The organism is Paraburkholderia sp. GAS348, assembly GCF_050434205.1.
GTDB lineage: Bacteria > Pseudomonadota > Gammaproteobacteria > Burkholderiales > Burkholderiaceae > Paraburkholderia.
The window spans coordinates 179764-195163 of sequence record NZ_JBNPVT010000010.1; the positions used below are offsets into that span (position 1 = coordinate 179764).

Sequence of the window (15400 nt, forward strand, 5' to 3'; positions counted from 1 at the left end):
AATGGCGGAAATGACCGGACGAGTCAATCCGCATAGTTCAAAAGACGCGAGAGATTGAGACCATGGGCCGGAAGGCGAAAAAATCGGGCTCCGGCACGGGCATGCTGGTGTTGGCCCTATTGCTGGCAATAGTACTTGCCCCGAAGGGCGGCTGGACCGTCTTCCTTCTCTTCTTGCTCGTTTCCGCGCTTGTTGCTGCCTTTAGCCAGAAAGAGAAAAAGGCTACTGTTTCCAGCGGCAAGCCTCCGCCCTCGACCGAACCAGGCGATATCAAATCAAACCTTCCAATGTCGCCCAATAATATTGGCAGTCGCGCTCAACCTGACGACGAATTTCTGACGGTGACCCTCTCATCCGATTCGACTTCTTCGTCTTATCGAATTGCTCGCCCGTCGCTCGAATCGGCGCCCAACGTCCGCTGGGTCGGCGCCGACGAAACAATTGAGATTGGTGGCGTAGCAATCACTGGTGGCATGTTTTATCTGGGCGTGCCGCGACGAGGTGAAGCACACAGAGGGCTCGACGCGTGCGTGCTCAACCCCGAAGCGAACATCGCACGTTCGGCCAGCGACGTCTCCAATGGATTGGAGGATTACTGGCTCAGCTATAACGGCTTTTCGGCCGAGCAGCGGCGCGCTTACCTTCAGTGGTTGGCATCCGACCGCTCGGACCCACGATTGCATCGAAGCTTTGCCGTTTTCTACCTGTATGGTCTCGAGAGGCGTGTCCTCGTCGACGGGATGCAGGGAAAGGTGCCGAACGACGAATTCGAAGCTATCGCGAATGAACTGAAGCGGCTGAATGCAATATATCCGGACGCCCTGAGGACAGGATACATTGACGGGTTGCTAGAGTTTATCTTCGTGCATTTGACACACCCTAAGCGCCAATACGAGCATGCGCCGGGGACAATCAAGGGAGGTTTCGAGGCACCCCTAAGCCTACGTGTAGCGTTTGGCCAAGCCGCGGTTGATAAGAAGCCGGTTCCGCCCGATTGGGCAATCACCTGGGCGCTATCAGACCCGGGCGTAAGTAAGCGCACGCCAGTGACGCGCTGCGAAAGCGAATTTCGTCAGCTGTTTTTGCGGAAGTACCGGGAGCGATTCCGCGAAGGCATGATGCTCGCGGCGAACAAGACAAAACTAAGGGTGTCTGCCCGCGCCGCGTTCCCTGCACTGCAGAACGTCGAATACCCGGACTACATTACGGCACTCCCGGATATTGCTGCGGTATCGGGGCCACGCAACAAAATCCAGCAACTGGTCAATGAGTGCTCCGACTCCCTTGACGCATATAGTCGATTTCTCGGCCGCGACCCCGATGCGAAAGGGTCGCTGGAAGGCGCGCTCCTGCTGCCAGTCGAACTATGGCCAGAAAGCGCTCGGCAGGAACTCGAGTCGCTGGCGAAAGATGTTGGCAATGTGACCGTTGTGACGACCTTCGGCAGCCTGTTCGAGCGATTCAAAGCGTCGGGCAACATCTCGCGCGACAAGCTGACCACTTTTGCCCTTGTTCTGGGAGAGGCCGGCATTGCTATCGAACCGGATGTGCGAATCTCGGGCCGGACTCCGAAGAGCGCCGACTACGTCGGGTTGTATGCGACGCCTCCAAGCAACTCAACCAGTTTCGCCGACGACAGTTACCAGACTTTCGCGCTAATGGTGGATATGGCGGCATCGATTGCAACCGCTGACGGTAGCGCGTCCGAACAGGAAGTTGCGTTGATTCATCGCCAGATTGAGTCGTGGCCGCAATTGACCGCCCGACAGCAGGACAGGCTCAGAGCCCGCGCGGCAGTGCAGATTGCCCAGCCGCCCACACCGGCGAGCCTGAAGAAGCGGCTCGAACCGCTTTCCACGGAGGCAAAAGTTTCCGTCGCCACGTTACTTGTGCAGACAGCAAATGCGGATGGGTTTGTCTCGCCGGCCGAAGTGAAAATGCTGGAAAAACTCTACCAAATGCTTGGTCTCGACCCTCAGCGGCTTTATGGGGACCTGCACGGAAACAATGTTGCCCGTTCCTCCAACGTATCGCGAACGTCGTCCGCGGCTGGCAATGCGCCGAGCAGCTTGGCGCAAACGCCTTTTGCTCTGGATACATCGAAAATCGAGGCGCTGCAGATGGAGACGGCAAAAGTCTCCGCCTTATTGGCTGATGTGTTTGCGGAAGAGGTCCCGGTTGCAGAACCTGTCCAAGAAGCCCTGGAGCCACAGACGGGCTCTGCAAGCCTGCTAGGACTGGACGACGCGCACTCGACATTTTTGCGCCTTCTGCTGTCACGTCCGTCATGGACTCGCTCCGAGCTTTCTGACGCGGCGTCGGACCTGGAACTGATGCTCGACGGAGCAATTGAACAGGTAAACGAAGCCTCGCTCGACCATTGGGACGAACCGCTGACTGACGGCGATGACCCAGTCGAAATCAATCAGGAATTTGCACAAAGGTTAGCCTCATGACAACAATTCGCCCGAAGGACCGCGATGCGGTTCTTCAGTCCCTTCGCGCCGGCGTCGTTCCGCGCATCGGGCAACATCTAATCCAGGTCGGTCGCGCAAAAGAACTGGAAGCTTTGATTCAGGACATCGGTCGTGTCGCGGACGGTGGCTCGAGTTTTCGGGTGGTGGTCGGCGAATATGGCGCGGGGAAGACCTTCTTCCTGAATCTCGTCAGAGCCATTGCACTTGAGAAGAAGCTGGTAACGGTCCACGCGGACCTGAATCCTGACCGGCGGTTGCACGCCTCCGGCGGCCAGGCGCGTTCGCTGTACGCCGAACTGGCAAAGAACATGTCGACGCGCACTAAACCGGACGGCGGGGCGTTGGCGGGTATCGTGGAGAAATTCATCGGGCAGGCGAAAACCGAAGCCAAGGCATCGGGGCGAACGAGCGAAGAGGTGATTCGCTCGCAGCTAAACCAGTTGACCGAGATGGTCAATGGCTACGACTTTGCCGACGTTATTGCGGCATACTGCCGCGGGTTCGAGGAGGGAAACGAGCAGCTCAAGGGCGATGCCATTCGATGGCTGCGCGGCGAGTTCTCCACCAAGACCGATGCACGGGCGGCACTCGGGGTTCGCACCATCATTGATGACGCGTCGGTGTACGACCAACTTAAGCTCATGGCGCGGTTCGTGAAACTCGCCAGGTACGGCGGCATGATGGTGTGCCTCGACGAGCTGGTGAATCTGTACAAACTCGCTAACGTCCAGGCACGGAACTCCAACTACGAACAGATTCTGCGGATACTCAACGATTCGCTCCAGGGTTCTGCAGAAGGATTGGGTTTCGTTCTTGGGGGCACCCCTGAGTTTTTGCTCGACACGAAGCGTGGGCTCTATAGCTACACCGCACTTCAGTCGCGGCTTGCCGAAAACACGTTTGCGACCAATGGTCTTGTCGACTACACCGGTCCAGTGATACGGCTGGCCAGCCTCATACCGGAGGACTTCTACGTTTTGCTGAATAACATTCGCATCGTCCACGCCTTTGGCGATGCGACCAAAGCGATTCTGCCGAAGGAGGCGATTCCGGCTTTCATGGAACATTGCTCCGCGCGGTTGGGCGATAGTTATTTCAGGACACCGCGCACGACCATTACTGCGTTTATTAACCTGCTGTCGGTTATAGAACAGAACCCGTCGGCGGACTGGCGACAGCTAATTGGGGCGCTCGAAGTCGAGAAGGACACGGGAGGCTTGGCTGACGTAGCGACCGAGGGTGATGATGAACTCGCCAGCTTCCGCCTCAACTGATTCCCGAAGCTTTGACCTGCTCCACGAAAAGATTCGACGCTGGGTCTGGAGGGAGGGTTGGACGGAGCTACGCGATGCGCAGGAGCGCGCCGTGCCCGCGCTCATCGATGCGGACCGTGACATCATCATCGCAGCGGCGACGGCGGCGGGGAAAACCGAAGCAGCGTTCCTCCCCATTCTGTCGAATCTTCTGCGCGACGAACCGTGCAGCGGCTCGGTTCTCTACGTCAGTCCGCTCAAAGCTTTAATCAATGACCAATGGTCGCGATTGAACAATCTGTGCGAAGAACTCGAGGTACCGGTCGTCGGGTGGCACGGGGACGTATCTGCTAGCCGAAAGCAGCGATTCTTCAAAAATCCGACGGGCGTTCTCTTGATAACGCCCGAGTCTCTCGAAGCGATGTTTGTCAATCGTGGTTCGTCCTTGCAGGCAACATTCGGCGCGCTGCGCTACGTCGTTGTCGATGAATTGCATGCGTTCATTGGGTCTGAGCGCGGAAAGCAGCTCCAGTCACTGATGCACCGGGTCGAGCGCACATGCGGACGGCGGGTTCCTCGCGTTGGGCTTTCTGCCACGCTCGGCGACATGCAGCTTGCAGCGCAATTCCTTCGGCCTGGCCACGACACCGCCGTCGAGGTCATCGAATCGAAGAGCGGCGGTCAGGAACTGAAGGTCCTGATAAAGGGCTTTGTCCTCCGACCGCCCAGAATCGAACTGGAACCCGATTTAGAAAATCCGGTGCTGGAGGACGCGGTCCCCGGAAGTACCGTCGACGTCGCGAACCAGCTGTACAAGTCGCTGCGTGGCTCAAACAATCTCATATTCCCCAACAGCCGGCGGCTCGTTGAAACCTATGCCGACCTTCTGCGCCGCGCGTGTGAAAGAGACGGATATCTGAACGAATTCTGGCCGCATCATGGAAGCCTTTCGAAGGAACTCCGCGAGGACACGGAGCAAGCACTCAAGGACGGTACCAGGCCGGCGAGCGCCATCTGCACGACGACTCTGGAACTCGGTATCGACATCGGCGCAGTAAAAAGCATCGCGCAGATTGGTGCGCCGCCATCGGTAGCGAGCCTCCGTCAACGTCTCGGGCGCTCAGGCCGGCGCAAGGGGGAGCCGGCAATCTTGCGCGGGTACTGCGTCGAATCGGAGCTGAAGGCGGATTCCGATTTTTCCGACCGGATACGGGAAAGTCTGGTCCAGTCAGTCGCGATGGTAAGTCTGTTGATGCGAGGATGGTTCGAGCCGCCCAGGGTTGGCGGAATGCATGCGTCGACTCTAATCCAGCAAATTCTGTCCATCATCGCCGAGCGTGGTGGGTGTATGGCCGCAGAGCTTTGGGCCAGCCTGATAGCCAGTGGTACGTTCGAGGCAATAGATAAGTCCTCATTCACGGAGGTCTTGCAGAATCTGGGCAAGCTGGACCTTCTTGTCCAATCGTCAAACGGGCTGCTCCTTCACGGCGGGGTCGGTGAAAAACTGGTCAACCACTACGAGTTCTATTCGGCTTTCGCCAGCGATGAAGAATTTCGGGTGATTGCTGGTGGACGCCAGCTTGGAAGCGTCCCAGTGGCGCATCCGCTGACCAAGGGTCAGGGCTTAATATTTGGCGGACGGCGCTGGCGTGTCGAAGAAGTCGACCAAGAAGGAAAGACCATTTACGTAACACCCGATAAAGGTGGCGCTCCGCCGCAATTTGATGGCAACGGCGCGATGGTTCATGACGAGGTGCGGCGCGAAATGCGGCGTCTTCTGGCGGGCGCGGAACCCGTATCGTTTCTGGACGCCGCGGGCCAAGGAATGCTGCGAGAGGCGCGTCGATACTATGCCGAAGCGTCACTGGAACGGACCGCCATTTTCCGAGAGGGCTCGGGTACCTTTATTGCCACGTGGCAAGGTGATTATCTCAACGACGCTCTGGTCCTGCTGCTACGTGCCAACAAACTCGACGCGTTTAACAATGGCGCAGTCATCGGCGTGTCGAACGGCAGCGCAGAGCGCGTGACGGAAGCTCTACATCAGATTGGTCAGTTAGACCAGGCGACAGCCATCAAGACCGTAGCCGAGATAGAAAATCTTGACCGGGAAAAATGGGACTGGGCGCTACCGATGTCCGTGAAGCGCGCCGCGTTCGCATCGACGCATCTCGATATTGACGGCGCCTTGGCATTCGCTCGAAGTACTGCGCGGTCTGCGACGGACGAACCGACGACCAAATAAGCCGAAAGCCGCTGGCTCCGAGAAGCGGTGGTTTTGTGAAGTTGCGGCGAACATTACAACGACACTGAGAGGAGCAGTAATGGCTACTGCCAAACAAGATTTTGAACACTTCGTCCGCCGGCTCTACGAGCCGGATAGCGCAATGCCTGCCGACGTGCGCCGTCTGGCGATGCTCTGTTTGCAGAACTTCGACGAGCTTGCGGCGACCACAAGACAACGCAGTCAGCGCTCAATTACTCTTGCGCGGCTAATACGCGACTCAATGCCGGAAATCGCGGACGTCGTGCCAGCACCGGCGGCTCAGGCCGTCGCTGGCGTGTGGGCATGGAAGCGGCTGCGCAACTTCACTCTTGGTCCGTTCCGTGGATTCAGAAACCCTGAGACCTTCGACCTGACCAAGCAGGTGGTCCTCTTCTATGGCCCGAATGGAAGCGGTAAGACTAGCTTGTGCGAAGGATTGGAATACGCGCTGCTAGGCGAGGTCGAGGAAGCAGGCGCCAAGCGAATCGTCGCGCGCACGTACCTCGCGAATTTGCACGCCGGGCGCTTCGTTGACCCCGTCCTGACAGCAACGGACCACCGGGGCGGTGAAATCAATGTCGCCGCGAACCCTGACACGTATCGCTTCTGCTTCGTCGAGAAGAACCGAATTGACTCCTTCTCTCGGATTGCTGCACGGCCGCCAGCACAACGAGCAGAATTGATAGCCACGCTGTTTGGCATGGACCAGTTCAGCGACTTTGTCGGCAACTTCAATGAAAACATCGACGGCCAGCTCGTCCTGACTGATAACAAGCTAAAAGCGTTGGCCGCGCAGCGTGCCACGCTGGCCACTGACCAACAAACCGTCAAAGGCGAAGCGGAGTCACTTCGCGGGCTTGATGCCGAGGAAGCCAAGTTGGGGCTCGAACACGCCGCAGGCACGACCTATGAAATGCTTAAGCAGCTCATTGGCTCCGAGGCAGTACCTGGCCGACTCCATGCCCTCAATGCCATTCTGGAACGCATGCCGCCAAGCATCATCGGTGTGACGCGTCTGGGACTCGTTGCAGCATTTGACAAGGCGAACGAGTGTCAGAGCACAGTTGACGAACATACTGCCGCCCTGCATGCCCGCAGCGAGCAAGTATCGTTCAAAGGCCTGTATGACGCGGTCGTTGCCCTGAAAGAGTCTGTGGGAGACCGGTGCCCCGCGTGCGATACACCACTTGCCGGGCCGATGCAGGTGACGACCAACCCGTACGAGAAAGCATCGGCAGGGCTTAAGCAGCTCGAGGAGCTTGGCACCCTTCAGGAAAAGCAACGTGCCGCACAGCGCGAAGTGGACCAAGCATCCCGGGAACTTCGAGAGTTGCTCGGTCGGGTATCTGGGTTCCTCGCTTCTCTGACTGAGAAGCCGACAGCGCTCACGCAGTTTCTTGCTCCATTGCCGCCGGCCCCTGGCGGCGCATGGTGGGCCGGCGTCTATCCCAAACAGCCTGCACAACCAGCCAACCCTGACGTGCGGCGGGAACTGCTTGCAATTGTGGAGCGTATGGAGGCACAAGATGCCGCTTCGCATCAAGCGCAACAGAACCGGCAACCCCACGTCGAGGAGCGCAGGCGTCTTGAGGATTTTCGCCTCAGAGTTCAAGCACAAGACCAAAAACGGCAGACACTTAAGGATAACGTCGCTGCGGCCAGCAAGCGTATTGACGCTTTTGACGTTGCAAATGCCCAACTGATAGCAGAGGCCGAACAGGAGCGACTCGCTATCGCTCGCGACACGCCGCTGAAGGGTACGTATGACCGATTCCTCGAGGAGCTGCGGTCGTATCGGGACCGCCTCCCGGGTCAATTGATGGCGGGCCTCAACGAGACGGCGCTTAATCTGTACAACGAGTTCAATCGCAACGACCTGGACGCCGACAAGCTTGCGGCACTGCATTTGCCCTTGACGGACGATGGAAAAATTGAAGTCACCTTCCGCGGCGACCAAGACAGACGTGTTGATGCATTGCATGTCCTGAGTGAAGGTCATATCCGCTGTCTTGGCCTCGCGATTCTTTTGGCAAAGGCGAAGAGCATCGACTCACCGACGATTGTTTTCGACGATGCAATCAATGCGATTGACCACGACCACCGCGGCGGTATCCGGGAAGCCATATTTGAGAGCGATACGTTCGCGGACACTCAAATCGTCGTCACCTGCCACAGCAACGAATTCATCAAGGACATCCAGCAACATCTGCCCCGAGAGCGCGACTCTCAGGTTTATCTCTTCCGCCACCATACTGGAGACCATCATCCGCGCGTGAGCGGCAATGTCCCAACTGCGAACTACGTTGCGAAAGCGCGAGCTGCTCGGGACGTATTGAACGACCGGGAAGCTTTGTCTGCATCACGGCAGGCGCTCGAGATGCTAACCGAGAAGGTCTGGCGGTGGCTGGGAACACATGACCTAGGTACGCTCAGTGTGCCACTCGCCGGTGTCGGCGCGGAGCCGGCGCTTAGAAACCTGTGCGAGGCGCTGCGGAAGAAGCTGCGCGATGCCGGCTCGTTCAATCACGCCAACAAGGAAATAATTGTTGGAGCACTGGAGCGCATCCTCGGCATCCCAGGGACCAGCCTTATCTGGACTTACCTGAACAAAGGCACACATGAAGAGGCGGACCGGGATGACTTCGATGGCGAACAGGTAGAGGCGGTTGTTCGCACGCTCGAGGAACTCCGTGATTTGGAGCTCCGCAAAGGGAAATAACATCTAGCCTTCGAGCAGCGACACCCTCCAGGCAGATACTCCCACATGGAAGCCCTCGCGGGCGATTCTGCGTGCAAATTCAGCGAACATTCTCGTACTATTACGTATCACGCTCCCAAGTTGGCGCGTGCCAGCAAGCACGCGCATCGGATGCTTTTACGCCGGTTCGCGGGGACAGCCGTGGAGCATCGATGGGCCAAATGAGTACACTGTTGGTTAATGGTAAACATTGGCGTCAATGTTGGTATTTGAGCGACCACAATACGACCGAAAAATCGCCGTCATGACCAGCGCTACATGGGTGGCCGAAGGCTCCCAAATTTTTCTCAAAAAAGCGACCGGGGAGCGCCTGCTCCTGCCGGCAATCGATATCTTCCGGGCGGTCTTCGGGCGGTTGCGCATTTGCGGGGACGAGGCTGTTCGTAGTCCAGTGGAAGACATCGCCGGATTAACATTCTCCCGCGAGCCGGCCCAGCCAGCCGTTTTTCTCTCGGGATTTGATGGCCGAAACCTCCGGCTTTCGCTTGGTCTGGCCACGGATACCGGTTTCGTTCAGGTAAACAGAGTTGGCGACCAGTTGATTCATGGCGGACGGTGGTATCCCATAAGAGAAGACCTCGTGCGAACAGCTCACAACTGGCTGAAGACCGCAGGCATCGAGACGCAGGGGCGTATCACCATTGGTGACCTTGTTACCTTGCGCGCTCAGAAGGACCTACCGTTTGCTGTGTTCGATGAAGTGGCGTTCAACGCCTCTGCACCGGTAGTTGGCAACACCCAAGGGCAAATTGCCGGATTTTCTGGGACGCTTTACGCATACCAGTCATCAGGGGTCGCTTTTTTGTCCGTTGTGGCGGAACAGGGCGTCGGCTGCATCCTCGGGGACGAGATGGGACTGGGCAAGACGGCGCAGGTCATTGCAATGCTCCAGATTGAAAAGAACGCCGGGCGCGGCCCGTCCCTTGTGGTTGCTCCGGCAACATTGCTAGAGAACTGGCGCAGGGAACTGGCGCTCTTTGCACCGACGCTCTCTGTCTTACTCCATGCCGGCGCAGACCGGGCTGGCTCAGCCGGCCGGCTACGAGATGCGGACGTCGTTCTTGTTTCCTATGACACGACCATTCGCGACGAGGAAATACTCAATCAGCTTCATTGGAACGTCGTCGCACTCGACGAGGCACAGGCAATCAAGAACCCCGACGCCGAGCGGTCAGCTACGGTTAAGCGGATACCTCGCCGGGTTTCGATAGCGATAACTGGTACGCCTTTGGAGAACTGCATTGATGACCTATGGTCCTTGTCAGATTTCGTCATGCCGGGCCTACTCGGAGCACGGACCGCATTTACCTCCCAGTTCGGGAACGAACTGGAGGACGCCGCGCGATTGGCGCCTATCGTTGCCCCGATGCTGTTGCGCCGAAAGGTGCAGGACGTAGCGCAAGACCTGCCCGAGCGGATTGAGGTGCCTCAGGCATTAAGGATGTCCTTGCCCCTTGCTCAGACATATGAAGCTCTGCGCAAGGCCACTCTCGAGCAGTTCGGCGCTGCCGGCGGTCTCGTCGCGACCACGCGCCTTCGTATGCTGTGCGTCCACCCATCGTTGGTAGGGAACTGGCACACCGACCCTTCAGTCGAGATGCCAAAATACGAACGGACGATTGAACTTGTCGATGAAATCTTTAGCTCGGGGGAAAAAGCGCTCGTTTTTTCAACCTACCAGGCTGTCGCGGACCTCTTCATGTCCGATTTTCCGAGGCGATTCCCGAAGGGCTTTTTTGACTTTATTGATGGCCGGGTCGACAGCGCCGGACGACAGGAGGTCGTCGACCGGTTTTTCGCGCACAACGGTTACGGCGTACTCTTTTTGAATCCAAAGGCGGCAGGTTCCGGCCTTAACATCACGACCGCAAACCACGTGATTCATTACAACCCGGAGTGGAACCCCGCACTCACGGCCCAAGCGTCGGCACGCGCATATCGAAGAAAGCAATTGAAGCCTGTAACCGTTCACCACCTGTTCTACGTGCAAACTGTCGAAGAAGTGATTAGAGGTGCTGCAGCTTTCAAGCAAGACCTTGCCGATGAAGCTGTAACCGGTCACGACGGAAATGTTGACCCAATGACCATCGCGCGGGCGCTGCAGATATCACCGCTTGCCTGAGACTGGAGCTAAACAAGTGACAACAGAAGTTCGGAAGAGATTGAGCGCCAACGACGTCGGGACCACGGGCGGTCACCAAGCAGGTATTTTGGTTCCAAAGGAAGAGCGCATCCTTTCGTTCTTTCCGTCCCTCGACAAGACGGTTAAGAATCCGAGAATGAAACTTGTAGTTTTCGAGCGACAGAGTCGGGAGCGTTGGGAGTTCAACTTCATCTATTACAACAACAAGCTCTTCGGTGATGGGACGCGTAACGAATACCGCCTGACCGGTATGACGGGATTCATGCGTGCCATTGACGCCAAGGTTGACGACGCACTGGTCTTCTCACGCGACGAAAACGCTTCTTTCGAGGTCGACATCATTCGCTCGAACACGTCATCCAGTCTGGAAATAGACGGGGATACGCTCGTTTTGGGTGGAGGATGGACGGTCATCCACTCGAGTTAACTGAAAATTGAGCAGTCCCATGACCGAAAAACTTATCAGCGTCCCCCCCGACGTGGCTCGCATCAGCGAGGGCCTACGAGACACGGGGTATGACTTCAATGCTGCCGTTGCTGACATCCTCGACAACTCCATCGCAGCTGGGGCTGACAAGATTCATGTTCGATTGGAGGTCGATTTCGCGGACAGCGTCATCATCTCAGTCGTTGATAACGGACATGGAATGACTGAGGAAGGTCTCGTCAACGCGATGAAGTACGGCTCCAGTAAGAGGGCCAGCGCCAAGAGCCTTGGCAAGTTTGGAATGGGCCTGAAAACAGCTTCCACGGCGTTCTGCCGACGTCTTTCGGTTGCCTCTCGTGACGCTGGCGCATCCCCATTGCTGCGCGCAACGTGGGACCTCGATGAGATGGCAAAACGGAATAGTTGGGACCTCGAGATTGCCGCCGCCGATGCTGCCCACGCGCAAGTGCTTGATGAGGTTGCCGCTGGTGGACCCGGAACGCTCGTGCTATGGGAAAACGTCGACCGAATAAACGCTCCCGACGGGCAGCCTATCCGGAAAACCGTCGACAAGCTGGCGTCAGGCCTCCGGGACCATATCGGGGTCGTCTTTCAGCGGTTCCTCGATGGCAATGACAGTCGCGAGCGCAATGTTGATATCAAGCTGAACGGTGAATCTGTTGTTGCATGGGACCCGTTTTGCGTAGTCGAGACAAAGGAGCCTGTTGCCGAGAAGAAGATGGATGTCCGGCTGCAGGACGGAACGCAGACTTCATTCGTCGTGCGCGCCTTCGTGCTGCCTCGAAAAGAGGAGTTTTCTTCTGACGCGAATCGTCTTGCGGCACGCATTTCCAACGAACGTCAAGGGCTCTACATCTACCGGGAAAACCGGCTTATCCATGGGCCTGACTGGATGAACATGTTTAAGCAGGAGCCGCACTATTCCTTGCTCCGCGTTGAGCTATCGTTCGACCATACTCTGGACAATGCATTTCAGGTGGACATCAAGAAGTCCCGTATCGAGCTGAATTCGGGCCTTTACGAGTGGCTGCGCGACAGGTTTCTCTCGGGGCCTCGACGAGAGGCTGAAACGCGCTATCGTAAGGGGGCGGCCGGGGTCGCCAAGGGTGCGGCCGTCCTGCTCCACTCATCGGCTAGCAATGTCATCGAGCAAAAGGGTTCCGCCCTAAAGACTGCTGCAGTCTCCAAGGTCGACGAGACGACTGGCAAGGTTACGGTCAGCAACAATTCGGGCGTGACCACGACGACAGTCCGACTTTTGAATTCGGAGGATGCCGGCAGCGCTCACGTCGTTACCAGTGGGACCCTTGAGCACGGCGTGCTATGGGAGCCGACTATTGGCAAGAACAGCAAGGCGGCGGTGGCCCTGAATACGGGCCATCCGTTCTACACCAAAGCATATTTACCCAACAAATCCAACAGTACGGTCATCCAGGCCCTGGATTACCTCCTTTGGGCACTTGCGCAAGCGGAACTCAACAACATTAATCCCGAGAATCAAGATGCGTTCGAGGAGTTCCGCATTGAGGTATCTCGCAACCTGAAGAAGTTGGTGGCTGACCTGCCAGACCCGGTTGAAAATGGGGATAGCTGATGTCCGAAGGGCTCGATATCGAAGCATTGCGTCGCAAGCTCGAGAGCAGGTTTCAGGTCGCTATCTACTCGCACTCAGAGACGGTCGATGGCGGGGACTTCAACGCGTTGCGGCCTTCGGAGTTGGAGCAGGGGAACGGCTTTGCCATCTTGCTTTCCCGAACGCACCGACAGTTTGAGGCTTCGTTTAAGGCTGACAATTTCGCAGGAGCCCTTCTCCGGGTCATGTCTGAGGCTAGCGAAGCTCAAAAACAAGCGTTCTTCCGTGCCAAAGAGTCTGCCGTGGCTTCAGGTGCACAGGTTTACGTGGCCATTAACGGCAACGACGGCGAGAATTGCATTGAACTGCCGGACCGTTGGGCTCGAGTTGAAATTGACGTCTCTCGCCGCTTCTCATCGGGGACGACAGCAGAGGACACACAAACAACGGCCTTTCACGTCGCTTCGGCATGCTTCGCCTTAGTTCTTGCCCTGACAGGCACCGGAGAGGAGTGTCAGGATGTCCCGGATAGCTCAACGAAAGGGTTGCCGGAGGGAGCCAAGCTGCGAGTCGAGGTGAACCGCTATGAGCGCAACCCAGTAAATCGGGCCGCCTGCATCGAGCATTACGGTCTCCGGTGTCAGTGCTGCGGATTCGACTTCCTTGATATCTATGGCGATTTAGGGGATGGCTATATCGAAGTACACCATCGCACGCCGGTGTCAAAATTAGGGCCGGCCTATATCGTTGACCCCATAAAGGACCTAATTCCTCTGTGCGGGAACTGCCACTCAATGGTCCACCGGACGGACCCTCCGATGCTCGTGGAAGACTTGGGTTCTCTGGTGGAGGCCCGCAGAACCGCTAGGCTACGGGCCTAATGAAAACCGCAATTGCAGTCCTGGCGAACGAAGCTAGGACTTGGTAAAGTGATGCAGTTTCGCAGACTACGCGAACTGGGCTTTGCTCTTCCTGCGGTGGGTTGCGGTTAGAGGCGGCCGCCACGCCAAGTCAGAGGTCTTGCACCTGCGTGGTGTTGGACGGGACTCGGTTTGGCGACTGTGTCAGCGTCTCTGATGTTGGTGCCAACAACCTTTGCTTTCTTCTTGTGCTCAGGCACGACGTCCGCGTCCATGCTCGAGGCACGCATTTTGGAAGTTCTGTTTGCAGGAGCGCTGAGGAGGGCCGTTATTTTTGTCCGATGACCGCCAGGAATCCAGGGGAAGAAGTCCGTTCCGCCTGCAAATGACGAACAACTACTGAAAGCTACCCATGGCAGCACCAAAATTCACCTTCATTGACCTCTTCGCGGGCATTGGCGGCATCAGAAAAGGATTCGAGCACATTGGAGGCAAATGCGTCTTCACCAGCGAGTGGGACAAATATGCCCGTATCACGTATGCAGTGAACCACGAGGAAAACGAAGAGGACATTGCTGGGGACATCTGGTCTGTTCCCTTGGACGCTATTCCCGACCATGACGTTCTCGTGGGCGGATTTCCGTGTCAGCCGTTCTCGCTGGCCGGCGTATCAAAAAAGAACGCGATGGGCCGGACCCACGGGTTCGCTTGTGATGCCCAAGGCACCCTGTTTTTCCGCATAGCCGAAATCCTGAAGGAGAGGCGGCCGAAGGCCTTCATGCTGGAAAACGTGAAAAACCTCGTTTCGCACAATCGAGGGCACACGTTTCGTGTCATCCAGCACGTGCTCGAACAGGAGCTTGGATACCACATCGATTGGAAGGTTATTGACGGTAAGCGCTGGACACCTCAGCATCGCGAAAGGATTTACATCGTTGGCTTTCGTGAGGACGTCGGCTTTGAGTGGCCCGACGAGTCCATTTGGCCGGAAGCGGGTTCCGTTAAGCTCGGCTCCATCTTGGAACCGGAATCAACTGTTGACTCGAAATACGTCCTTACTGACAAGCTTTGGAGCTATCTGAAAGGGTATCGTGACAAGCACGAAAAGGCGGGGAATGGCTTCGGTTACTCTGTGGTGACGCCTAACGATACGACCCGGACGTTGTCGGCCCGTTATTACAAGGACGGGTCCGAGATTCTGGTCCATCGTGGCCACGGCTTGAATCCGCGTCGCCTTACTCCGCGTGAGTGCGCACGACTTATGGGTTTCGAGGACCGCTTTGTTTTGCCAGTGTCAGACACGCAGTTGTATCGCCAGTTTGGCAATTCAGTAGCCGTTCCCGCAGTCAAGGCAGTGGCCAAAGCAATGGAGCCGTATCTGAAGAAGGCTCTAAAGCAAGGGAGGGCTTCTGGTATTGCCAAGGTAACGGAGAAACCAGAGTTGATTCTCAAAGGCGCTCCGAACTTGCCAACGCGGCCCGTCAAGATTCCCGTAGTGGTTTGATTTATGTGACCAGCTCGGGGCGTCGCACTCGTAGCCTGCCTATTTAGGCAGGCTTTGTTATTTCGCAGCCCCCTTCAGGTAGCGGACGAAAGCCGATAAGGACACCTTGGACGGCGTG

General features: G+C 57.1%; 9 protein-coding genes. All 9 read left to right on the forward strand.

Going from position 1 to position 15400, the window contains the following annotated elements; all coding sequences use genetic code 11:
* Positions 1-62 precede the first annotated feature (62 nt).
* The 9 genes from P3T22_RS18865 (at position 63) to dcm (ending at position 15282) form a co-directional block, all read left to right on the forward strand.
* Positions 63-2456, forward strand: a complete 2394-nt coding sequence (locus P3T22_RS18865) for a TerB N-terminal domain-containing protein (RefSeq protein ID WP_429325771.1) — start codon at positions 63-65, stop codon at positions 2454-2456.
* A complete protein-coding gene (locus P3T22_RS18870; RefSeq protein WP_429325772.1) occupies positions 2453-3751 on the forward strand; it encodes an ATP-binding protein in 1299 nt (432 codons plus the stop codon). The genes P3T22_RS18865 and P3T22_RS18870 overlap by 4 nt, the downstream gene beginning before the upstream one ends.
* Positions 3723-5975, forward strand: coding sequence for a DEAD/DEAH box helicase (locus P3T22_RS18875; RefSeq protein ID WP_429325773.1), 2253 nt, complete (start codon positions 3723-3725; stop codon positions 5973-5975). The genes P3T22_RS18870 and P3T22_RS18875 overlap by 29 nt, the downstream gene beginning before the upstream one ends.
* Before the next feature lie 79 nt (positions 5976-6054).
* Positions 6055-8715, forward strand: coding sequence for an AAA family ATPase (locus tag P3T22_RS18880; RefSeq protein ID WP_429325774.1), 2661 nt, complete (start codon positions 6055-6057; stop codon positions 8713-8715).
* 283 nt (positions 8716-8998) lie between these two features.
* Complete coding sequence (locus P3T22_RS18885; protein WP_429325775.1) at positions 8999-10876, forward strand: DEAD/DEAH box helicase; 1878 nt, start codon at positions 8999-9001, stop codon at positions 10874-10876.
* A 16-nt stretch (positions 10877-10892) separates the two neighbouring features.
* Positions 10893-11324, forward strand: coding sequence for an EcoRII N-terminal effector-binding domain-containing protein (locus P3T22_RS18890; protein WP_149673848.1), 432 nt, complete (start codon positions 10893-10895; stop codon positions 11322-11324).
* 19 nt (positions 11325-11343) lie between these two features.
* Positions 11344-12939 carry an ATP-binding protein gene (locus tag P3T22_RS18895; protein WP_429325776.1) on the forward strand — a complete coding sequence of 532 codons (1596 nt, stop codon included), beginning with the start codon at positions 11344-11346 and terminating at the stop codon, positions 12937-12939.
* Positions 12939-13799 carry an HNH endonuclease gene (locus P3T22_RS18900; RefSeq protein WP_429325777.1) on the forward strand — a complete coding sequence of 287 codons (861 nt, stop codon included), beginning with the start codon at positions 12939-12941 and terminating at the stop codon, positions 13797-13799. Before P3T22_RS18895 ends, P3T22_RS18900 begins: the two co-directional genes overlap by 1 nt.
* Before the next feature lie 391 nt (positions 13800-14190).
* Positions 14191-15282, forward strand: coding sequence for a DNA (cytosine-5-)-methyltransferase (gene dcm, locus P3T22_RS18905; RefSeq protein ID WP_429325778.1), 1092 nt, complete (start codon positions 14191-14193; stop codon positions 15280-15282).
* Positions 15283-15400 lie beyond the last annotated feature (118 nt).